The 21,872-nt window shown below is 38.2% G+C and carries 21 protein-coding genes; 10 read left to right on the plus strand and 11 right to left on the minus strand.

The window, feature by feature from the left end; all coding sequences use genetic code 11:
* Positions 1-59 precede the first annotated feature (59 nt).
* The 3 genes from PAND9192_RS04215 to PAND9192_RS04220 form a co-directional block, all read right to left on the minus strand.
* Complete coding sequence (locus tag PAND9192_RS04215) at positions 60-698, minus strand: thiopurine S-methyltransferase (RefSeq protein WP_087852668.1); 639 nt, start codon at positions 696-698, stop codon at positions 60-62.
* A 25-nt stretch (positions 699-723) separates the two neighbouring features.
* On the minus strand, positions 724-897 hold the full coding sequence (locus tag PAND9192_RS20620; RefSeq protein WP_159458200.1) for a hypothetical protein: 174 nt from the start codon (positions 895-897) through the stop codon (positions 724-726).
* Between the two features lie 80 nt (positions 898-977).
* Complete coding sequence (locus PAND9192_RS04220; RefSeq protein ID WP_005367981.1) at positions 978-1,271, minus strand: hypothetical protein; 294 nt, start codon at positions 1,269-1,271, stop codon at positions 978-980.
* 238 nt (positions 1,272-1,509) lie between these two features.
* On the opposite strand from PAND9192_RS04220, the gene PAND9192_RS04225 reads away from it, so the two are divergent.
* Positions 1,510-1,917 carry a nitrous oxide-stimulated promoter family protein gene (locus PAND9192_RS04225; protein WP_087852669.1) on the plus strand — a complete coding sequence of 136 codons (408 nt, stop codon included), beginning with the start codon at positions 1,510-1,512 and terminating at the stop codon, positions 1,915-1,917.
* 125 nt (positions 1,918-2,042) lie between these two features.
* Here PAND9192_RS04225 and PAND9192_RS04230 read toward each other — a convergent pair whose 3' ends face one another.
* The 3 genes from PAND9192_RS04230 to PAND9192_RS04240 form a co-directional block, all read right to left on the minus strand.
* Positions 2,043-2,414, minus strand: coding sequence for a spore gernimation protein (locus PAND9192_RS04230; protein WP_087819829.1), 372 nt, complete (start codon positions 2,412-2,414; stop codon positions 2,043-2,045).
* Between the two features lie 70 nt (positions 2,415-2,484).
* On the minus strand, positions 2,485-3,177 hold the full coding sequence (locus tag PAND9192_RS04235) for a pseudouridine synthase (RefSeq protein ID WP_087852670.1): 693 nt from the start codon (positions 3,175-3,177) through the stop codon (positions 2,485-2,487).
* 131 nt (positions 3,178-3,308) lie between these two features.
* Positions 3,309-4,112 carry a PhzF family phenazine biosynthesis protein gene (locus PAND9192_RS04240; RefSeq protein WP_087852671.1) on the minus strand — a complete coding sequence of 268 codons (804 nt, stop codon included), beginning with the start codon at positions 4,110-4,112 and terminating at the stop codon, positions 3,309-3,311.
* Between the two features lie 239 nt (positions 4,113-4,351).
* Here PAND9192_RS04240 and PAND9192_RS04245 point away from each other — a divergent pair, with 239 nt between their 5' ends.
* A complete protein-coding gene (locus PAND9192_RS04245) occupies positions 4,352-5,125 on the plus strand; it encodes a class I SAM-dependent DNA methyltransferase (RefSeq protein WP_087852672.1) in 774 nt (257 codons plus the stop codon).
* A 99-nt stretch (positions 5,126-5,224) separates the two neighbouring features.
* Here PAND9192_RS04245 and hpf read toward each other — a convergent pair whose 3' ends face one another.
* Entirely contained in the window at positions 5,225-5,614 is a 390-nt protein-coding gene (gene hpf, locus PAND9192_RS04250) for a ribosome hibernation-promoting factor, HPF/YfiA family (RefSeq protein ID WP_087852673.1), read from the minus strand.
* A 497-nt stretch (positions 5,615-6,111) separates the two neighbouring features.
* Between hpf and PAND9192_RS04255 the strand changes: the two genes are divergently transcribed.
* Positions 6,112-7,473, plus strand: coding sequence for a phosphatidylserine decarboxylase family protein (locus PAND9192_RS04255; RefSeq protein ID WP_087852674.1), 1,362 nt, complete (start codon positions 6,112-6,114; stop codon positions 7,471-7,473).
* Between the two features lie 52 nt (positions 7,474-7,525).
* Here the strand turns inward: PAND9192_RS04255 and PAND9192_RS04260 are convergent, their stop codons facing one another.
* On the minus strand, positions 7,526-7,903 hold the full coding sequence (locus PAND9192_RS04260; RefSeq protein ID WP_087852675.1) for a hypothetical protein: 378 nt from the start codon (positions 7,901-7,903) through the stop codon (positions 7,526-7,528).
* Between the two features lie 116 nt (positions 7,904-8,019).
* Positions 8,020-8,541 (minus strand): hypothetical protein, encoded by a 522-nt coding sequence (locus tag PAND9192_RS04265; RefSeq protein WP_087852676.1) that lies wholly within the window; start codon positions 8,539-8,541, stop codon positions 8,020-8,022.
* Positions 8,542-8,952: 411 nt separating this feature from the next.
* Here PAND9192_RS04265 and melB point away from each other — a divergent pair, with 411 nt between their 5' ends.
* The 5 genes from melB to PAND9192_RS04290 all read left to right on the plus strand — a co-directional run bounded on the left by melB (position 8,953) and on the right by PAND9192_RS04290 (position 17,385).
* Positions 8,953-10,338: a melibiose:sodium transporter MelB gene (gene melB, locus PAND9192_RS04270; protein ID WP_087852677.1), complete on the plus strand. Its 1,386-nt coding sequence runs from the start codon at positions 8,953-8,955 to the stop codon at positions 10,336-10,338.
* A gap of 77 nt (positions 10,339-10,415) precedes the next feature.
* Positions 10,416-13,508 carry a beta-galactosidase gene (locus PAND9192_RS04275; RefSeq protein WP_087852678.1) on the plus strand — a complete coding sequence of 1,031 codons (3,093 nt, stop codon included), beginning with the start codon at positions 10,416-10,418 and terminating at the stop codon, positions 13,506-13,508.
* A gap of 26 nt (positions 13,509-13,534) precedes the next feature.
* Positions 13,535-15,667 (plus strand): alpha-galactosidase, encoded by a 2,133-nt coding sequence (locus tag PAND9192_RS04280; protein ID WP_087852902.1) that lies wholly within the window; start codon positions 13,535-13,537, stop codon positions 15,665-15,667.
* Positions 15,668-15,886: 219 nt separating this feature from the next.
* Complete coding sequence (locus PAND9192_RS04285) at positions 15,887-16,885, plus strand: substrate-binding domain-containing protein (RefSeq protein WP_087852679.1); 999 nt, start codon at positions 15,887-15,889, stop codon at positions 16,883-16,885.
* Positions 16,886-17,157: 272 nt separating this feature from the next.
* Complete coding sequence (locus PAND9192_RS04290; protein ID WP_060999181.1) at positions 17,158-17,385, plus strand: hypothetical protein; 228 nt, start codon at positions 17,158-17,160, stop codon at positions 17,383-17,385.
* 80 nt (positions 17,386-17,465) lie between these two features.
* Here the strand turns inward: PAND9192_RS04290 and PAND9192_RS04295 are convergent, their stop codons facing one another.
* Positions 17,466-18,068 carry a sugar O-acetyltransferase gene (locus tag PAND9192_RS04295; RefSeq protein ID WP_087852680.1) on the minus strand — a complete coding sequence of 201 codons (603 nt, stop codon included), beginning with the start codon at positions 18,066-18,068 and terminating at the stop codon, positions 17,466-17,468.
* Between the two features lie 208 nt (positions 18,069-18,276).
* Here PAND9192_RS04295 and PAND9192_RS04300 point away from each other — a divergent pair, with 208 nt between their 5' ends.
* Both PAND9192_RS04300 and PAND9192_RS04305 read left to right on the plus strand, forming a co-directional pair.
* Positions 18,277-19,416: a cytochrome-c peroxidase gene (locus tag PAND9192_RS04300; protein ID WP_087852681.1), complete on the plus strand. Its 1,140-nt coding sequence runs from the start codon at positions 18,277-18,279 to the stop codon at positions 19,414-19,416.
* Between the two features lie 10 nt (positions 19,417-19,426).
* Entirely contained in the window at positions 19,427-19,909 is a 483-nt protein-coding gene (locus tag PAND9192_RS04305; RefSeq protein ID WP_087852682.1) for a hypothetical protein, read from the plus strand.
* A 56-nt stretch (positions 19,910-19,965) separates the two neighbouring features.
* On the opposite strand, the gene PAND9192_RS04310 is transcribed toward PAND9192_RS04305, so the two are convergent.
* Positions 19,966-21,327: a lytic polysaccharide monooxygenase gene (locus tag PAND9192_RS04310; protein ID WP_087852683.1), complete on the minus strand. Its 1,362-nt coding sequence runs from the start codon at positions 21,325-21,327 to the stop codon at positions 19,966-19,968.
* Positions 21,328-21,872: the final 545 nt, after the last annotated feature.

A 21,872-nucleotide genomic window follows, 5' to 3' on the forward strand; every position in this document is an offset into this window, starting at 1 on the left:
AAGACAACAAAGGCGTCATAATGACGCCTTTATTATTTATCTCACCGTATTAGTATTAATTAAACTTCAATTAACCATACTTCTTCAGCAAAACGTTCTACTCCCTGTCGACGACGAGGATGATTTTCATCAGCGTCATCACGCGCTAAATGAGTGATCTTGCAACCATTGAATAACGTTGCTATTTCAGCTTCAGGCACAGAAAACGGAGGGCCATCCATTTGTGACTGCGGATAATCCAGTGTTACCAATAAAATTCGTCCACCAGGCTTTACCAAACTCAATAAACGTTCTACATAACGTTCACGCATTGTTTGTGGCATCGCAATTAAAGCGGCGCGATCATAAACCACATCCACTGGCGCGACAGGAACGGTAAAGTAATCACCCTGATAAATCGTGATCTCATCAAAAGAATACACATGCTCGCTCCCTACCCCTGTTACTAACGGTGTGTAGAGATTCTCAGCAAAGAACGCTTTAACAGCGATATCACTTAGCTCAATGCCAACAACGTCGTTATGACGACCCGCTAACCACACTAGATCTTCGGACTTACCACACATAGGAACAAGCACTCGATCATCACGTTGAGCATTAACCTGAGGCCAATATTTCACTAGCAACGGATTAACATCGGTCAGATGAAAACCAATCCGATCTTCAGCCCAGCGGCTATGCCAAAATTCAGCGTCCATAAATTACCTTCTTTCTTTATATATTTTATTTGGTGCTAGTTGACCATAACTCGGTATTGATACTCAAGGGAAAAGTAGGAAGTGCAGGAAGTGCAGGAAGTGCAGGAAGTGCAGGAAGTGCAGGAAGTGAAGGTAAACATACTGATTGACTGTAATCAACAAAAAAGGGATGCCGTAGCATCCCCTTTTTATTGACCACGCTGAACAGCTAGATCAAAAATCTGTTTTTCAATTTTTCTATCGGAGAGTCATTGAATAACGATTGGAAGCCACTCAGGTTTATGAAATTCTGAATAGTTTAATCGAATCACGACGAACCGTTACACCACGGAAAGTTACTGGCTCTAGCAATGTCATTAGTTGCTTAGAAACAAAAAATTTACCGCCGTAGCTACGATCACCGCCACGATTAACCCAATCAGCAAATTCATCAGCCAGACTGAACATTGAGTTACCGACTAATAAAACTAGAACTTTAGCGACTTCACTATCGTTCTGACGGTTAAACTCTGCGTCACGAACTTTTTTACGATATTCGTCGACAATTCTTTCAAGGCACTCAAATCTGCTCATATACACCACCATAAAAATCGAGGCGTGGATACTACTGCTCAACTCCCGTTAAATCAAGCCATCTCGGCATGTTTCTTGTGTTTAATCATTAAATTTATCAATTTGTAAACATTATTGATACTTATTGCTAAAATAATGCGAGTTTATCGTCATAATTTATCATTTTCATGAAACTTTTATTTAAAATGCATCTTTATAAGCGTTAGAATAATTCCTTTTACTCATAACGGTGACAAACGTGGATAAAAACACTGACTTTTGTCTATCTGGTACACTTAATACTGAATTTAATACCATAACCGCAATGATTGACCTTTATTGCTTAAATCACCATCAAACCAATACTGCCCCATTTCAGCGTTGTACGGATTGCGAGCAATTTAGGCACTATGTAAAACACCGTCTTGATCGCTGCCCTTATGGCGAAAATAAACCCAGCTGTAAACAATGCCCTATCCATTGTTACAAGCCACAACAAAAGCTCAAATCACAAACGATAATGCGTTATTCAGGACCAAAAATGTTACTCAAACACCCTATTATGGCAATCAGACATTTAGTCCATGATAAAAAAGCAATACCATCACTTACCAAAGACATGCAATCTAATCATAAAAAAAGAAAAACGTTAATAACCAATAAGTAGCAATTATAGATCAATGTTTTATTGAGTTTTAATTGATTCTGGTAATGAAAGGTATGTATGAGGATATGTAGAAAGCAGCCCTTAGATAAGTAAAGACTGCTTAATGATATTCCAGCCGAAGCTATTTAGTTACGGTAAAAATCAATTACTTCAATTTTTACAGGAGTATTCTTTTTGGTTAGTTCAACAGTGAATTGATCTTCATCAACCACTTTGGCGTCTTTTGCACCTTCACCAACAACACTTACCCCTTCTATTTTGGTGTAAAGTTTGCTGTAGTCGTAGTGCATAGTAACGGTTACTTTTGTTGGCGCAGAAGTTGATAATTCAAAAGTACAAATACCCGTTGGACAAAATACATCAATATCTTCAGGTGATGTGACCGATACAGTATCAACATTTTTCACAGGGGTCGCAGTCACCGTTGCTTCGCCACTACAGCCAGCTAAAAGCAGTGTTGCTGCTACCACAAGAAAACCTAATTGACTTTTTTTCACCGATTTATCCTCATTAAATTACATGCCGCGATACCTATTTTAGATCACGGTATCGCACCATTGTTGGTATTTATTGTTGGCGTAATGCCTCAATTTCATCACTGGTTAAATAGCGCCATTGACCTTCGCTAACATCTAACGTTACATCACCGATCGTCTCACGGTGTAAGCCAACAACTTTATTGCCAATGCTTGCAAACATACGTTTTACTTGATGAAACTTACCTTCTGTAATGGTTAATAACACCTGTTTTTCATCAATAATAGCCAATGAGGCTGGTGCGGTAAGCTGGGTTTCACCTTGTAACTTAATGCCTTGTGCAAATAACTGTTTCGCATTTTCATCAATGGGTTGACGAAGTTTAACTCGGTATACTTTAGGGCATAGTTTATTGGGAGAAGTAATATTAAATGACCACCGACCATCATCTGTAATCAGAACTAAACCTGTTGTATCTGCATCTAACCGCCCTACAATATGGAGTTCTTGTGGACGTTCTATATCAATGTAATTAAACAATGACGGATAAACTTCATCAATATTCGAGCAAATGGTCTGTGCTGGCTTATGCATTAATAGATAACGAAATGGACGAGGATAGAGTCGCGCTCCTGCTCGTCTCACATCATTATTTTCATGTACTTGAGTTGCAGTGTCAGTGATAACACCACCATTGACCATTATTTCGCCATCAATAATAGCGGCAATGGCTTGCTCTTTAGTAAGTGCGGTACTTTTACAAACAAATTTATCAAGGCGCATAAAAATATCGCTCTTTCTCTTTATTAAAAGAGCAATGATTATCCCTGTCCGTCAGTAATAAGCAACACTTACACTAATATTTAGTCTTCCACTGCTTAATCTCACCGCATTATTAATAACCGCTAATAGCGTTATATCAACATTGTGCCTTTTAATACGGTTACAGCTTGACCACTAAGCATCACTCGATGATTACCTAATAGCTCAATCTTAACCTCACCACCCCGTGATGATGCTTGATAGCCGGTTAATCGAGTTTTATTTAACTTATTGCCCCAAAAGACCGCTAATCCACAATGTGCCGCTCCCGTTACAGGATCTTCATTAATGCCGACCCAAGGCCCAAAATGGCGTGAGATAAAATCAGCCGTATTTGTTGTTGACGGTGAGGTAACAACCACTGCTGATAACCCACCTACACTATTCAAACCATCGAAATTAGGGGCTAATGCTAATAAATCAGCTTCATTTGCAATTTCAATTAAGGCCTTACCATTAAAAAAGTGACTACTCAGTACTTGATCGGTAGTTAACCCTAAATGAGTCAATAAAGCAGGTGTTGGAATAAACGTCGAGTCAATGTGTGCTGCAGGGAAATTCATATCAATGCTATTAGTATTTATCGTAACGACTAATTCCCCAGACAAAGTATGAAAAACCAATTGTTGACCTTGGGTAACGTCGTAGTGCTGCTTGAGAATATGGGCAACCGCTAATGTGCCATGTCCGCATAATTTAACTTCAACGGTTGGTGTAAACCAGCGCAGGTTAAAGTCATCAAGCGCTAAAAAAGCAGTCTCTGGTAATGCCATTTCAGCGGCAATCGCTAACATTAAATCATCATCAAGTGCCGTTTTGGTAATACATACACCTGCAGGGTTGCCTTTAAAAGGCTGTGATGTAAATGCATCTACTTGATAAATCGAGAGTTCCATCAGTTTTCCTTAACAATAATATTTACTCTCTTACTACAACAGAAAAAGTCCTCGATTACTACCAATCTAGACACATTGCAGTATCCCTACAAAGCATGAAACAAGCGCAACTTCAATTAATTGATTAATTTGAAAAATATTGTTTGGTGCATTTGCAAAGCTAGGCTAATATCGCGCAACTTTGGTAATTGGGCCATTCCATAAACCAATATAATCTCTTTATAATCATTAGGTTAACCATGTCTTATAACGCTTTATACACTGATTTGTCTGGCTACTATGATTTAATGTGTGCAGATATTGATTACCAAGAACAAAGTAATTGTATTCGTAGACTCCACCAGCTATTTGGCAATCAAGGCACTCGTTATCTTGATCTCGCTTGTGGTACTGGTCCACATGTTGAGCATTTTATTGGTTATGGCTATCAAGCAAGTGGCTTAGATATTAATCAACCAATGCTCAATATTGCTCAACAACGTTGTCCACAAGCTACTTTTGTGCAGCACGATATGTGTAATTTTACCGTTGATACGCAGTTAGATTTAATAACGTGTTTCCTATATTCATTACACTACAATGCCAATATCGAAAAATTGATGCAATGTATTGAGAGTGCTTACAATGCGTTAACTGAAAATGGTGTATTTTGCTTTAATGCTGTCGACAAAGATAAAATCGATAACAGCTCCTTTGTGCGTCATACCACCGAGTTTGAAGGCAATCACTTTATGTTCCAATCTGGTTGGCATTACAGTGGTGAGGGTGAGCATCAACAATTACAGCTGCATATTGAAAAAACAGCTGACAATGTCACTCAGTCTTGGCGTGATAATCATCCAATGGTGGCGATCAACTTTGTGCAATTACAGCAATTACTTGCACCTTTTTTTGATATCACGATGTTTGAACACAGCTACGATAAAATCGTGCCTTGGAACGGTCACTCTGGTAATGCTATTTTTGTTTGTGTAAAGAAACAAAATACCGTTATCAATCAGCAAGCCGCATAAAAAAAACCTCGATCAATAGTTATTGATCGAGGTTCAATTTGCTTAACTAATAATATTATTAATACACTATGCTGTTATTACATAGCAAATTAAACACTATTATTTGTTATTTTCAGCAATAACAATATCAGCTGCAGCTTCTGCAGATGCTTCTTCTTCTTTTAAGAAGTTTTCTTTATCACGCTCGTTTAATTCAGAACGATGTGCTAGTGGTTTTTCTTTTTTCTTGATAATTTGACGTTCTAAACGTGCAAATGCTGCACTTAATGCTTCACTTAATTCTTTTTCATCTGCTGATGCTTCAATATCACCAACACTTGTCTTTACTGCAATTTCGACAATAAATTGGCGACCTGGTTCTAATTTCATAAATACATTACGACTATGAAATACAACTTGGAATTTATCGAATTTAGCAAACTCAGATTCAATATGAGCTTCCATGTAATCAGGTAATTCAAAACCTTTAGCAGTTACTTTTAAAGTCATTTTTTCCACCAATAATTTAAATAAGTTATTTATTGTTTGTGCTATTAAGATGAACCTAAACAAAAAAACAAAACGTGACACAAGTCACACTTTTGAATTATTGCCATCGTAGGTGAAAAAATAAAATCAGTAATATCAACGACAAAAACACAAAATCAGATCGAATTACAACCAATACCAACCAATAGAGTTCACTAAAGATACATTTTTTACTATTCTCTACCCCGTAATTATTTTTCAAAATAATTAAATAAATAAAATTCACCTTAAATGATTTTTTGGTCTATGGTTATTGCGCTTATATGTAATTATTACTTAATTCTCTGTTTAGAATTATTGATTACGTATAATTGAGTTTTTACGTTTAGATTTTAGATAATGACTTAAAATCTTGCTGTCGATAAAGTGTAGCTAATGTTAAGCACATCAATTTATATATTTAATATGATGTCATGCTTTAGCGTTTTTAAATTTAAATTATCATTTGGTATAGAATTATGAATCAGACATACCCTCTTTTAAAAGGCAACTGGCTTCCTAAAAATAAAGCACATGTTGCTGCTTGGATTAAAGATTTAAAAACACGTACGCATTTAACATCTCACTCAATCGCTCAACCGATTGCAGACTTTAAAGAATTAGTAGAAAACGATCCTGTTTTATTACGTCTTTCTCAAGATATGTTCACTGAGGCTAAAAGCCATAAAGAATTAACACCTTTGGAAACATCTGAGGTGAATAGTTTTGATGAGTTTTTAGTTTTATTAAATCATATTATGACTCAAGCACCAGAATGTACTGAGTTTTTAGATCCTAAAACAGGCGCATTAGAGCCTTGTGGTTTAATTGGCTTTCCAATTAATGCCCTTCTTGACTGGCCAATGGCAACAGATTCTGGTTATGCATTCTTTGCTAACGAACTTGTTAACCAACAATTTAAGAAAATTCTAACGTACTGGAGTCTATACCTTTCATCTCCAGCATCACGTTCAGTGTTAGTTGAAAATCATCCGGATCGCATTCCAAAAGTATTTGGTTGGTTAAGTGATAATGCTCAAAAAGAAATGGTGACTGTAGCTTGTCAAGCTGAAGCTAGTGATTCAGAAAATCATAATAAACCATTTGAGCATTTCTTTAACTGTGATCCAACAGATAAACACTATGGCTTTAAGTCTTGGGATGATTTCTTTACTCGTACCTTTAAAGACGGCGTAAGACCTGTAGCAGAAGGTGACGATGTTATCGCTAACGCTTGTGAATCTGCACCTTTACAAGTAGTGACTAATGTTGCTAAATCTTCAAGCTTCTGGCTTAAAGGTCAACCTTACTCATTAGAAAACATGATGGATTTTGATCCACTTGCAGAGCAATTTGTTGGTGGTACGGTTTATCAAGCATTTCTTAGTGCATTAAGCTATCACCGTTGGAATAGTCCAGTGAGTGGTACAATTAAGAAAACCTTTATGGTTAATGGTTCATACTACTTAGGTAACCGTTACCAAGGTTTCAATAATCCTGATGGCGCTGATGACAGTGCACCTAACAATTCACAACCATTCTTAACAGCTGTTGCAACACGTGCAGTGATCTTTATTGAATCAGATAACCCTAAAATTGGCTTGATGTGTTTCATTGCGATTGGTATGGCAGAGGTGTCTTCTTGTGCTGTTACTGTAGAAGAAGGTCAGCACATTAATAAAGGTGATGAATTAGGTATGTTCCACTTTGGTGGTTCAACACACTGCTTAATCTTTAAACCAGATGTTGAGCTTGAGTTTGATTTCCATAATACAGCGCCTGGTCTTGATGCAACGAACATTCCTGTTTGTTCTCGTATCGCGACAGTAAAGAATAAATAATATTCCTAGCTCATAAAACGTACTAAAGCAGCCTGAAAATCGGCTGCTTTTTTTATGCTTTAACTTGCCAACCTGCTCTGGTTTTTATAAAAATCACTTGTTGCTGATTACTGCTTATATCCCCAAGCTTATACTGACCATACTCCATTGACAGTGCGTGTAAGCCCAAACCAGAAGTTAGAGTATCTTTATTAATGGTCTGCTGTTCTTCTTGATTACTGATAAAACGAATGTCATAACTAATTTCAGCAATGTAATAATCTTGCTTTATATATCCGCTTACTTTAACGAAATTATCAACTGTTAAAATGGTGTTAGCTTTTGAAGACTGTGCCGCAGAATAAAAGGCTTTTTCTAATGTTGTATCATTTGGTATTTCAGTGCATCCAGTAAGTAATAAAATTATTGCGCCACTGATTATTTTGTTCATGTCGGTATCCTTTGTCATTAATCAACCAATAGGAAACATGATTCATATTAAGTAACATACCGTCTAATGACAAAGGAAAAAACGAATTATAGTAATTTTTGTTTCATTTTTGAAAATTATGATAAAACCGCTGGTTGTGTTTCATTTACCCATTGATTAATAAGCTTACCTATTGCAACGGTATCAGTGTATTGGTGTCTATCCCCTTCCACCTCAATGCAACGAATATACTCTTTAGCTTTCACTTGCTCTGATATCTCAGCGTAAGTACCAAAAGGATCGTGCTTCTCTTGAATGATTAACACTGGCAACGCTTTTTCTTCAAGTGCCGCTAAAAGCTGACGTTCCGACTCAGAAAATAAACTCCATGCAACACCGATAAGCACTAATCTATTCCAACTAATCTTGTTTTGAGCTCTCAATGTAATTAAACAACCGATAGATTTAGTGATCACAACATCATAATGCCCTGATGGCAGATAACTTATTTCTTGATCAACACTGAATGCTTCATCGCTAGCCCATGCTTTAAATCGGTGCATTTCAATCGCGCTGCTATTCCAATTTGTTGCTGATAGAATTTTTAATAACCATTGTTCAGTGATCGGCATTTTCCCAGGTATAGCTAAAATCTTCATAAATTATCCTTACTTAGAGTCACTACATAATAAACTCTTTTCATAATAGTCTTGTTTAACCGTAAAGACGGTACTCAAAAACGCAAAGTTATTATGACTTGATCTTGATTCAAAAATAGCTAATTCACGATTGCGATACGTGGTTATTCTTAGCTTAAATATAAGTGTAACCGATACCACACATTACTACTTATTCACCAAAACGCGTAAATTACATCAGCATTTATAGTGTCATAGCAGCTCAAATATTCACTATTTTACGCATCAGATCTTTATAATATGGCTATTTTTGTGATGGATCGTTTAAAACAACAAACTTAGTGTAACCGCTTCCACTAATCTGGTTTTGATCACAGTCGTAGTAGCGCCAACAAGTAATAATAATAAAAAAATAATATAAGGCCCTACACTATGTCATCAGAAACTATTAGCTTAAAAACCAAATTCAGTTATGGACTAGGCGCATTAGGCAAAGACTTTGCCTGTGCGCCGATTTATATCTTTCTTATGTATTATTTTACTGATGTTGCGGGGATTTCTGCCGCTTTCGTCGGTACCATATTCTTAGCTGCACGTATTATCGATGCGATTACCGATCCAATGATGGGCATGGTGGTAGACAATACCCGTTCACGTTTTGGTAAATTTCGCCCATGGATAGTAATCGGTACGCTGATCAATGCCGTTGTTCTTATTGGCTTATTCAGTACCCACCTTTTTGAAGGAACAGCTTTGTATGTTTATGCTGCCATTGCTTATATTCTTTGGGGCTTGACCTACACCATTATGGACATTCCTTACTGGTCAATGATCCCTTCATTATCAAGTTCACGCCCAGAAAGAGAAAAATTAGTGGTATGGCCACGTTTGTTTGCCAGCCTCGCGTGGTTTATTACAGGTACTTACGGCTTATATATCGTTACGACCCTTGGTGATGGTAATGAAGGTCGCGGCTTTCAAATAACAGCGATGATAATTGCAGTATTGTTTATTATTAGTGCCTTTATCACCGCAAAAAACGTTAAAGAACACGTTAAAACGTCGATTCCTACGACCACCAAATTTACTTTTAAAGATGTACTACACATTATTAATTGTAACGATCAACTCAAAACGCTTATTGCAACAGTTTTAGCCTTTCAAATCGCCAATATGTTGGTGGGTGGATTTGCGATTTACTACTTCACCTACGCATTAGGCAATAAAGAATTGTTCCCAGCTTACATGATGGTCGCGGGTATTGCAGAAGTGGCTGGTGTGTTTTTATTCCCACGCTTAGCCAATCTTATTCCGCGTAAATTACTGTGGATCATCGCATGTAGTATGCCGATTTTATCTTGTGTGATCTTACTTGGAATGAACGTATTTGCACCAGGTAACCTGCTGCTAATTGGTCTATCGGGTGCTGCTATCAAATTTGGGGTTGGTATAGCGAACGCCCTTCAAACAGTAATGCTCTCTGATGTTGTTGATTACGGTGAGTTTAAAACTGGTCGTCGCAGCGAAAGTATTATTTTCTCAATTCAAACTATGTTAGTGAAATTTGCTGGTGCATTTGGCGGCTTCATCGTCGGTGTTGGTCTATCACTGATTGGTTATCAAGCTAACCAAACTCAAACTGCTGATACCTTGCTAGGCATTCAATGGTTAATGATTGGTTTACCTGCGGTATTAATGTTAATCAGCGCCATTGTTTATAAACGTTTTTATCGCCTGCATGATGGCTTTAATCGTGATGATTTTAGCGCATCACCACCAGCAGTAACGGAGCCAAAATCACTCTCAACTAACGCTTAATCTTTATTTAATTCTATATATGTCACGATGATGAGCCGTCAACAGGCGGCTCATTGGTTGTTTTAATGAGGTCATCCATGCGTTCTTTCTCTGATATTATCGTAAGCCAAGATTGGCAAAACCAGCTTATTGTTAAGCTAAATACTCTTGCTCCCCATAGCCCATTACATAGCTATCGCTCAGTAGAAAATGCGCTGCAACAGCAACACTCTGGCCGTCAGTCTTTGAATGGTCAGTGGGATTTTGGTTTTTACCCATGTCCTCAAGCTGTTCCTGAAACTATCGTTGATGTCGATTTTGATACTCAGCACCATCATTGGCAGCCTATTGACGTACCAAGCAACTGGCAACTTCAAGGGTATGACAAGCCTATTTATACCAATGTTAAATACCCTTTTGCTGATACGCCACCACTGGTTCCACAACAAAATCCAACCGGTTGCTATCGTCGTCATTTTTCACTAACCGCTGCTGATATTAAACAACAAACACGCTTAGTATTTGAAGGGGTTAACTCTGCTTTCCATTTATGGTGTAACGGTCGTTGGATCGGTTATTCGCAAGATAGCCGTTTACCGGCTGAATTTGATTTAACGAATGCCGTTCATGAAGGTGAAAACCTATTAACTGTAATGGTGATGCGTTGGTCTGATGGTTCTTACTTAGAAGATCAAGACATGTGGTGGCTAAGTGGTATTTTCCGTGATGTGTTTATTTACCAAAAACCCTTATTGGCGATAGCGGATGTCTTTATTCAGCCTCAATTAGATGCAACCAATCAAGATGCTACCTTAGCGATTACCACCAAGTTAACTCAGATCACTGATAGTTACAGTGTCACGGTATCGCTATTTGATGCTGATAATAATCCGGTCGCGTTTTCTGGTGCCATTACTGCTTATACTGCGGCACATGAGGTTGATGAAAAAGGCGGTTGGCACGATCAAACTGAGCATTTATTACATCTGCATCAGCCTCAACAATGGAGCGCTGAAGTCCCTTATCTCTATCGCGCTGTTATTGGCCTATATGATGGCGATAAGCTGATTGAATGTGAAAGCTATAATGTTGGTTTCCGTCAAGTTGAAATAAGCAATGGTCAACTGCTTATTAACGGTAAACCGCTGTTAATTCGTGGCGTTAATCGTCATGAGCATCATCCGATTACCGGTCATTACATCACTGAAGCGTCTATGATTGAAGACATTAAATTGATGAAACAAAACAATTTTAATGCCGTTCGTACCGCTCACTATCCCAATCATCCGCGTTGGTATGAATTGTGTGATCACTATGGCCTCTATGTAGTCGATGAAGCCAATATTGAAACCCATGGTCAATTCCCTATGTGCCGTTTATCAAACGATCCAATGTGGAATAACGCCTATATGCAGCGCATGATGGCGATGGTTGAGCGGGATAAAAACCACCCTTCAATCATTATTTGGTCTTTGGGTAACGAATCTGGCATTGGCTTTAACCATCATGCGATGTACCAATGGACTAAACAACGCGATCCATCACGTCCTGTTCAATATGAAGGCGGCGGTGCTAATACTGCCGCAACCGATATTATCTGTCCGATGTATGCTCGTGTTGATCAACATATTGATCACCCTAACGTGCCTAAATATGCACTTAAAAATTGGATCAGCCAACCTAATGAACAGCGCCCATTGATCTTGTGTGAATATGCTCATGCTATGGGTAATAGCTTAGGTAGTTTCAATAAGTATTGGCATGCTTTTCGTGAATTTCCGCGCTTACAAGGGGGATTTATTTGGGATTGGGTTGATCAAGGGCTAACTAAAACTACCGCTGACGGCCAACAATATTGGGCTTATGGCGGTGATTTCGGCGATACCATCAACGATCGTCAATTCTGTATAAATGGCTTAGTATTTCCTGATCGCACGCCACACCCTGCTTTATTTGAAGTTAAAAAAGCACAGCAATTTTTTCAGTTTGAATTAACGCCACAGCACCAATTGCGTATTCGAAGTGAATTGCTGTTTAGTGACAGTGAACATACCCTACTACGATGGAAGATTCAGCAGCAAGGCGTTACATTAACTCACGGTGAATGCGAGTTGATGCTTGCGCCACAAGCGACTACCGAAATAGCATTTAGCGACGATATGCGCGATTTTGATCCTGCGATGAATTATTACTTGGATCTTGAAGTGGTATTAACTAAAGCCACCACTTGGGCTGAAGTTGGTCACGTTGTTGCTATCGAACAGTTTCAGCTGCAACAAGCACGTAGCACTCTAGCTATACCGACGATCAATGATCATAATGCTATTCATTACACTAAAAAAGGCCAACAATTAACCATTGTGGCTGCCGATAATGACTTTTGTTTTAATTTAACTACAGGTTACTTAGAAACATGGCTTGCACAAGGCAATGCTATGATAGCGTCACCTTTTAAAGATAATTTTTATCGTGCTCCACTGGATAATGATATTGGTACCAGTGAGGTTGATCGTGTCGATCCCACCACGTGGATGGCACAATGGCAACAAGCAGGCTTAGATAATATAGAGACGCAGTGCCAACATGTTCAGTTTCAGCAAGATCATGATGGATCTTTAGTGGTAACGGCTTACTTTAGCCATTTTACATCTCCACAAAAAACCATTAACACACAATGGCACTACCGCATTCAAGCGAATGGTCAGCTAACGATTGATGTTACGGTTGAACCAGACACTCAGCTACCAAGTTTGGCTCGTATTGGTATTAGTGTCGATGTTCCATTAGCCGATAGCGTATCATGGTTTGGTCGCGGCCCGCATGAGAACTATCCTGATCGCCTACTGGCTGCTCATATGGATCACCATACCCAGCCAATTACCGCCATGCATACCGATTATATCTATCCAACCGATAACGGACTGCGCTGCGACACTCAATACGCGACGATTAATAATTTAACTGTTAGCGGTCAATTCCACTTTGCAGTCAGTCGTTATTCACAGTCACAATTAGCACTGGCGCGTCATAGCTACGAGTTGCAACCCGATAATTGTTTACACCTTAATATTGACAGTGAACATATGGGGATTGGTGGCGATGATTCTTGGAGCCCAAGCGTTCATCCTGAGTTTTTATTAACCGCTGATCGTTATCAGTACCAGTTAACTTTTATCGCGACAGCGCAGTAATAGCAGTGGAAATCAAAACCATGCCAATGACAACTCAACCACAACTGTATTCTTTAATCGGCACTAATAGCCAACTCTTGCTAGCTGTTAGCGATAATGCCGATATTGTGTATTACGGCAACCGCTTACCTTATGCAACACACAGTGACTTGCAGCACATGGCGATTGGACTTGAACGGCCGATTCCATTTGGACGTTTAGATACCGATATTGCAGTCAGTATTAACCCTCAATTAGGTCGTGGAAATTTCGGTGCTTCTGCACTTGAAGGTTTTCGTGATAATGGCAGCGATTGGGCCCCTGTATTTACGATCACAGCCGTCAAACAGGATGGTAATAAGCTGATTATTGACTGTCTTGATCAACAAGCACAGCTAGCCTGGCAGACACAGATAGAACTTGATGAAAATGATGTCTTACAGCTATCACAAACGGTAACTAACCTTGGCTCAAGTGATTATCATGTGATCCGCTGTGCTAATACTGCACCTATTGCTGATAATGCCAGTGAAATACTGTCTTTTTATGGTCGTTGGATCAAAGAATTTCAACAACATCGAAGTCAGTTAAGCCATGGTGGCTATATTCAAGAAAACCGCCGCGGGCGTACTTCACATGAACATTACCCTGCAGTGATTGTTGGTGAGCACGGTTTTAGTGACGATCATGGTCAAGTATGGGGCGCGCATTTAGCTTGGAGTGGCAATCATCGCATGCGAATTGATGTCAAAGCCGATGGCCGTCGTGTACTTCAAGCTGAAGCATTATATTTACCGGGTGAAATTACATTACAGCCACAACAATCATTAACTACACCAACGTTATACATGAGCTATAGTCATCATGGACTCAATAGCATGAGTCAACATTTCCACCAGCATGTACGCACATCCATCCTAAAGGATCGGTTAGATAAGCCTCGCCCAATTCACTTAAATACTTGGGAAGGAATCTATTTTGATCATGATCCTGCTTATATTACAGCAATGGCTACCGAAGCTGCTGCAATGGGTGTCGAGCGTTTTATTATTGATGATGGCTGGTTTTTAGGCCGCAATGACGATACTTCATCGCTAGGTGATTGGTTTATTGACCCTAAAAAATACCCTGCCGGACTTAGCCCTATTATTGATCATGTCCATCAACTGGGGATGGAATTTGGTTTGTGGTTTGAGCCAGAAATGATCAATAAAGATGCAGATCTCTATCGACAACATCCCGAGTGGTTACTTGCTGTTGACGGCTATGATCAACCTACTGGACGTCATCAATATGTCCTTGATTTACAAAATCCAGCCGCCTTTGAGTATTTATTTGAGCGTCTGGATCATTTTCTGTCTCAGTATGATATTGACTATATTAAATGGGATATGAACCGTGAAATTGTACAACCCGCACATAACAATCGTGCTGCTGGATGTGGTCAAGTAGAGCGCTACTATGCCCTCGTGGACAAGCTGCTGGCTAAACATCCCAAGGTTGAGATTGAATCTTGCGCAGCTGGTGGTGGCCGTATTGATTATGAAATTTTAAAGCGTACACACCGTTTTTGGTGTTCAGATAATAACGATCCGCTTGAACGTCAGGCGATTCAACGCGGAATGAGTTATTTCTATCCGCCTGAAGTGATGGGCACTCATATTGGTTCTCATTGCAGCCATACGACTCGCCGTACTCACACAATGAATTTTCGCGGTAATACTGCACTCTTTGGCCACATGGGATTAGAACTCGATCCCGTTAAAGCTGGTGAGCAAGAAAAGACAGCGTTTAGCCGCTATATTCAATTACACAAAAAGTACCGCCATTTACTGCATAGCGGTGATAACTACCGTTTAAGTTTTAACGATAGCGCAGCGTTGCAAGGCAATATGGTCGTTAGTAAGTCACAATCAGATGCTTTAGTGAGTATCAATCAATTAGCGATGCCAACCTATTGTTTATCAGGCCGATTACATATTCCTGGGTTACGTGCTGATCAACACTATACCATTACTGTTGTTGATGGACCTGACAATCTCCATTCGATGGTTAACCGTCAGCCACCATGGCTAACGAGCCAACAACACTTTAGTGGAGAATGGTTACAAACCGTAGGACTCACCCTTCCTATAATGGATCCTGAATCCTCGTTATTGCTCGCGCTTCAAATTCAGTAAGATGCAGTTAACATCATGACAAAAAGCACCTACTAATGGTGCTTTTTCTTTTATCATTATGATTAAAATACCTTTTTCAGTTCATCATCTGAAGATTCAGTATTATATGTAATAAGATGGTTATATACTGGCTAACTCATTTTATTAATAAACGACTATATTACCGCTTCCAACATTGATTATGACTTAATCACCAAGGTAGGTAATTTGAGAGCATCTATGGCAACAATTAAAGATGTTGCTCGTGAGGCAGGCGTCTCTGTAGCAACAGTATCTCGTGTATTAAACCAATCCCCCAAAGCCAGTAAAGCCTCTATTCTCGCGGTAACAACTGCGATCACTCGCCTAAATTATCAACCCAATCCGGCAGCACGTGCTCTTGCTAGCCATAATACCAATACCATCGGCGTGTTAGTGGGTGATGTTTCTGATCCCTTCTTTGGATCGCTTGTCAAAGCGGTAGATACTGTCGCTCAGCAAAATGGCAAAAATTTACTGATTGGCAATGGTTACCATCGTGCAGCCGATGAAAAAAAAGCCATCGACCTATTAATTAATAGTCGTTGTGATGCTTTAGTTATTCATTCAAAAGGCTTATCAGATCAAGCACTTATTAATTACGCTCAACAAGTAAAATCGCTGGTACTTATTAATCGCTATATTCCTGAATTAGCCGATCGCTGTATTTCATTGAATAACATTAAAGGCACCTATATTGCGACTGAATACTTGATCCGCCACGGTCACACTAACATTGCTTATATCAACTCGTCACACGATATTGAAGATGCAACCCAACGCTTACAAGGTTATAAAGACGCACTCATCGCCCATAATATCGATGTTAATGAAAACTTTATCGAAACCACTGAACCGTATATTGAAGGTGGTGAGCAAGCAATGACCAATTTGCTTTCAAAATCACTGCCTATTTCAGCAGTTGTGACTTACAACGATAATATGGCGGCTGGAGCAATCAACATTCTTGAAGATAATGGCGTAAAAGTGCCAGATAATCTTTCTGTTATTGGCTTTGATGATGGTTTAATTGCTCGGTATGTTCGACCACAATTAACAACTATTCGCTACCCTATTTATTTAATGGCAGAAGAAGCGACTAAATTAGCACTAAATTTAAGTGATAATAATATACAAACAACAACGCGTATTTTTTCACCCACACTTATAAGAAGAAATTCAGTTATAAATAAAATATAAAATTTATGCCCTTATTTATAAAGTTAATATAAAGCCAATAGCTAATAATCAGCATTGGTTTTTTCTTTATTAATAGCTCATTATTATATTGTCTTTATATACATTCCCTCTATTTATATAATGGTATATATTTTTAAGAAATAAATTCTATTTAGTCATATTTTAGAGATTAAACCTTTAAATATTGGCTAGAGTTGTCTACAATTCGTTTGTTTTGAAAAGATCAATAAGGCATCTCCCCTTATAATTACATCGCTAAAGAGATTTTACTTATGAGTCATATGCCCATGAATGGTGTTTATCGTGCCGTATTTAAAGCAAATATAGTAATGAGCCAATCATTAATGAAAGACCGCTATCAGTTGCGAAAAGATGATAACGTGATCACGTTAGAAAAAGTAAACGTATTAGATCAATCCAATTATAAAGAAGCAATATTGGTAGGAACGTCAACGGATATCTACAACAAAGTACAAGAAATAATTATATCAATACAATAAAAAAAGTATAAATACATTAGTTATATAATAAATAATGATATTAAATATAACCCTCCTTTTTAGTTAAACCTTTATTTATATTATTCATTATATTTTCTATCTTTATAATAATATATTTTATCATGCTCATTTATTTCACGTGATACTTGGCAAGGATTGCCCATTGCAACGACATTACTTGGAATATCTTTAGTAACAATACTACCAGCACCGATAACACTATTATTACCAATTGATACACCAGGTAAAATTACACACTGAGCGCCAATCCAGACATTATTACCAATAGTAACGGGAATATTAAATTGAGTAATTTGTTCTCTTAAGATAGGTTCTATTGGATGACCTGCGGTTGCGATCGTCACATTCGGACCTATCATAACGTTATTACCAATATAAATATGGGTATCATCAACAAGGGTTAAATTAAAATTAGCATACACATTATCACCTAAATGGGTATGCTTGCCCCAATTTGCATGTAATGGCGGCTCGATATAGCATCCTTCACCGATATCTGCAAACAACTGCTGCATCAATTCTGCTCGTTTATTCGCTTCTGATGGTCGAGTGTGATTAAAATCATATAACACTTCTAAACACGCTAATTGACGTTCAGCAAGCACATCATCACAAACATAAACTTGTTGGCTATGTAGCTTATCTTCAGGGTTAGTATCCATGCATTATCTCCTTGATAGTATTATAATTAAGCTATCACAGACTCACTTATTTCATCAATAATACTATGATGATTTACGCTAAAAGCAGAGCAAGATCACTGAATCATTCTATGGCAATTATTGTTGCAACTTGATACATAATTTCATATGCGCAACCACAAATTGTCGATTATAATAACGCCCTCTTTACACCTCTTTGATATCAAGCATGACTGTTACTTACCGCACCATTGCAGTCCTTTTCTTAACACCACTCGTAGCATTATCGTCAACATTATATGCAGCAACGATGCCTCAAAATGAAAAAAAAGATGCAGCAAAAGTAACCCTTGGTAAGTATTTATTTAACGATAATCGGCTTTCAAAAACAGGTAATCGTAGCTGTGCGTTATGTCACGCTCCTGATTTAGGTTGGACCAATCGTTTTGCTAAAGTACCAGATATCAATAACAATCCTACCACCCTCAACACACCATCGTTGCTTAATAGCGTACAGTTAACTGCATTTATGCAGCGTCAGCCAAATTTAACCACACTCACTGACACTATTAAATTACCGCTTTTTTCATTACATCCACCAGAAATGGGAATGACAGATAGTTTGCTACTCACGCGGTTACAGCAAGCTAACACCTTGTACCAGCCTCTTTTTGAAGCCAGTTTTGGTGACAGTACAATAACCACAGCAAGAGTGATCAGCGCATTAAGTCGTTATGTTGCGACGATTATTGATACCGATACAGCTTATCATGCTTTTATTAAAGGTGATAAAACAGCCCTTAATAGCCAGCAACAACAAGGATTAACTTTATTTCGCAGCCAGCGATTAGGTTGTTCTCAATGCCATGCTGGACCATTGTTAAATCAACCATCCGCCACTAATAACCTCTATTACAATACGGGTCTTTATGGTATTAAAAATACAGGCGAAGAATATAGCTACCCTGCCGATGAAACAGGACTACGACAGTTTACTCTGCAAAAAATAGATGATGGTAAGTTTCGTATTCCGTCATTGATTAATGTTAACAATACTGGGCCATGGGGACATGATGGTAGTTTTCATCGCCTTGAAGCTGTGCTTGATAGTTATGCTGCTGGTGGACGTATTATCACTATTGGTCCTAATAAAGGCGATGGTCGTAAACATTTAAGTAAAGATCCGCGATTACAAGGCTTTAGATTAACACTAGCTGAAAAGCAGGCTTTATTAGCTTTTTTTGCTAGTTTATCTACCCGTGATATGAGCAAAGATCCAGCTCACCAAAGCCCTTTTTGCCAAATAATTCCATTAAAAACCAAACAAGATCCATCTAATTGCATCACGGCTTTTCCACTTCAACAATAAGACTATTACCATGAATAAAACACTGTCGGCTTTGCTCACTATTGCGGTTAGTTCACCAGTAATTGCTGCACCTCAAATTCCTTCTGATGCTGAAATTAAAGGTCGTAATACCTATTTTGTTACTCCTTATCAAGCAACATGTAATGTGATCCCAGTTAATCAAGTAACGGCAAATACTCCTGAAGAAGCAATACAGTTAGAGCAAATATTCGATAAAACATTGGGTTATTCATTAACACTCAACGCGAAAGGCCAAGCATATATTCAATTAGCGATAAAAGAGTGGAATGAAAAAATGGTATTTGCGACTAATCAAAATGTAAAATTAACCATCAAAGGAGCTGATATAAATGGCCAGTACATTACTAATTTATATTGTATTGAGCAAAAATTAGCGCTGCATCATGTTAATACTCATGAATGGGGCAGTTATTTGGTTGAATTACACGGCCGACCAAATCAAAAGATCAGCTTACGTATCGTTAAAGAATAATCGATACAAAAAGGCCTGCACGAATGCAGGCCTTAATATATGTTATCAGTTAAGAATTACAGCTTACGCCATACTCCCCACTCACCTGTAGTTCCTGGTTCTTCGCCTACTGTGTTCCAGTATGCTTTCCAGCTAATGCCGTTATGAATAGCGACATCATTTTCATTGTATGTTTTCGTTGCTGACCAAGCACTAACATCTGGTGTTTCGCCATCAGTAAGAACGTGTGTCCATACGTTCGCAACACCAGGTTGTTCACCTTTAGTCCACCAGCCAGCTTTCCACGTTTTGCCATCATGTGTTACCACATCACCAGCAACATAAGTTGCAGACTTGCTCCAGCTACCTTCTGGTAACTCAGGTTCCACAACGGGCGGTAATGGCTCAAGATCTTTAAAGATACTTAATGCAAAGCCATACTTTTCAGCTTCTACCCATACTTGGTTTGCATGAATGTTATTAGCATTAAACTCATACTTAGCCGCAGTTTGGTTCCAAACACCAATAAATAATCTGTCTGTTGCTAATGCATTAATTTGCTCGGCTAATGTTTGTGCCCAAGTAGCTTGGTTAGCCGCTGTGATCACCAAACGCTGATCCAATACTTCAGCGCCAGTACCTGGAGCCATAAGACGGAAGCGTACTGTGTCGCCTTCAACAGGTACAAAACCAGGCTTAACAAAGAAACCTGGAATTGCATGTAAATTGCCACCTACAACAGGCGGTGGTGTAATATCACCATTACCTTGCTTAATAGTGATATCACTACAGTTGTAGAAACCTTCACCTGCTGGATCAATACGCTGCCAACGTGAATAAAGGATAACATCATCACCAATACGATCTTTTGGTAGCTTCACTTTAAAGTTATACGTATCGTATGGTGTTGCTTCAGTTGGTTCGATATTACCTACTTCATCAACCAACTCTAAATCATTCCACGTTAATGGCTGTGATTTATCGTAATCTGGCTTAGTAATGTAGAACTGCCAGAATGATGGATTATGTGTCGCGGTTGCAACCCACTTAAAATCAAACTCACCGTTAGCATCAACAATAACTTCTGTTTGCTGCCACTCACTATGTGGAATATCTAAACCGGCTTTTTTCTGATCACCACCTGAACATAACAGACCATCAACAACTTGTTTTTTTACTTCTTCAATATTGTTGTAATCTGCTGTTAAAGCTGCGTTTTCATTCTTTTGGGTAAAAGGATGTGCATTTGATTTATCCCAGAGAGCCTGACATGCCGCATTAGGAATTTTATTTTGCCAGTAGCCACCGTCACGATCACAAATTTCAGTACGTGATGGCGGAAAATCAGCCCAACCATGTGCGCTAACAGTAGTTACAGCAGCAAAATTAGTTGCAATAAGTGCGACGGCTAACGATAGTTTTTTTAATTTTAAAGGCATGTTGATCTCATTATTTTATAATAAGCAACGTCTCTCTATTGAGCATATAGATTATAACGCTGCCATTGCTTTCATTTTTGTTGGGGGAGGAATATACAAAAGCAATCATGTGATAATGAAATCATATTCCACCCACAAACAATAATAAAAAATTATACATATCATAAGCACATGATATGTAATGAAATAAAAAACACCCATTTTAATGAAAGACATATTTTGTTACATATGCATTATTCTGCAGCCATGGATAATAATTATAAACACCGTTACTTAGTATTTATTGTCTAATTTACCCGCTATTTTTAATCATAATGATGAGAAAATATTATTCTTTTATGCCAGTTTTATTTAAAAAAATAGTCTTTAATTCGATAATTGTTTAATTATTCACTATTTCTCGCATCAACTTACTCATCACACTATGAGCCTTCGATTTCAGGTAGTTTTAAATACTAAATTAACCGCGATAAATAAACTTTAATTCTATTTTTAACCAATAAAGCCAAAATATAGTCGATTAAATTTGTAATATTAAGATTTTT

Origin of the sequence: Photobacterium andalusiense, assembly GCF_900185625.1 — a bacterium.
Lineage (GTDB): Bacteria > Pseudomonadota > Gammaproteobacteria > Enterobacterales > Vibrionaceae > Photobacterium > Photobacterium aquimaris.

What these genes read in the sequence shown, in the direction of transcription:
- PAND9192_RS04215 (WP_087852668.1), bottom strand. Translation starts at nt 698, where the DNA reads ATGGACGCTGAATTTTGGCATAGCCGCTGGGCTGAAGATCGGATTGGT.
- PAND9192_RS04220 (WP_005367981.1), bottom strand. Translation starts at nt 1,271, where the DNA reads ATGAGCAGATTTGAGTGCCTTGAAAGAATTGTCGACGAATATCGTAAA.
- PAND9192_RS04235 (WP_087852670.1), bottom strand. Translation starts at nt 3,177, where the DNA reads ATGCGCCTTGATAAATTTGTTTGTAAAAGTACCGCACTTACTAAAGAG.
- PAND9192_RS04240 (WP_087852671.1), bottom strand. Translation starts at nt 4,112, where the DNA reads ATGGAACTCTCGATTTATCAAGTAGATGCATTTACATCACAGCCTTTT.
- PAND9192_RS04245 (WP_087852672.1), top strand. Translation starts at nt 4,352, where the DNA reads ATGTCTTATAACGCTTTATACACTGATTTGTCTGGCTACTATGATTTA.
- hpf (WP_087852673.1), bottom strand. Translation starts at nt 5,614, where the DNA reads ATGACTTTAAAAGTAACTGCTAAAGGTTTTGAATTACCTGATTACATG.
- PAND9192_RS04255 (WP_087852674.1), top strand. Translation starts at nt 6,112, where the DNA reads ATGAATCAGACATACCCTCTTTTAAAAGGCAACTGGCTTCCTAAAAAT.
- PAND9192_RS04260 (WP_087852675.1), bottom strand. Translation starts at nt 7,903, where the DNA reads ATGAACAAAATAATCAGTGGCGCAATAATTTTATTACTTACTGGATGC.
- PAND9192_RS04265 (WP_087852676.1), bottom strand. Translation starts at nt 8,541, where the DNA reads ATGAAGATTTTAGCTATACCTGGGAAAATGCCGATCACTGAACAATGG.
- melB (WP_087852677.1), top strand. Translation starts at nt 8,953, where the DNA reads ATGTCATCAGAAACTATTAGCTTAAAAACCAAATTCAGTTATGGACTA.
- PAND9192_RS04275 (WP_087852678.1), top strand. Translation starts at nt 10,416, where the DNA reads ATGCGTTCTTTCTCTGATATTATCGTAAGCCAAGATTGGCAAAACCAG.
- PAND9192_RS04280 (WP_087852902.1), top strand. Translation starts at nt 13,535, where the DNA reads ATGACAACTCAACCACAACTGTATTCTTTAATCGGCACTAATAGCCAA.
- PAND9192_RS04285 (WP_087852679.1), top strand. Translation starts at nt 15,887, where the DNA reads ATGGCAACAATTAAAGATGTTGCTCGTGAGGCAGGCGTCTCTGTAGCA.
- PAND9192_RS04290 (WP_060999181.1), top strand. Translation starts at nt 17,158, where the DNA reads ATGAGTCATATGCCCATGAATGGTGTTTATCGTGCCGTATTTAAAGCA.
- PAND9192_RS04295 (WP_087852680.1), bottom strand. Translation starts at nt 18,068, where the DNA reads ATGGATACTAACCCTGAAGATAAGCTACATAGCCAACAAGTTTATGTT.
- PAND9192_RS04300 (WP_087852681.1), top strand. Translation starts at nt 18,277, where the DNA reads ATGACTGTTACTTACCGCACCATTGCAGTCCTTTTCTTAACACCACTC.
- PAND9192_RS04305 (WP_087852682.1), top strand. Translation starts at nt 19,427, where the DNA reads ATGAATAAAACACTGTCGGCTTTGCTCACTATTGCGGTTAGTTCACCA.
- PAND9192_RS04310 (WP_087852683.1), bottom strand. Translation starts at nt 21,327, where the DNA reads ATGCCTTTAAAATTAAAAAAACTATCGTTAGCCGTCGCACTTATTGCA.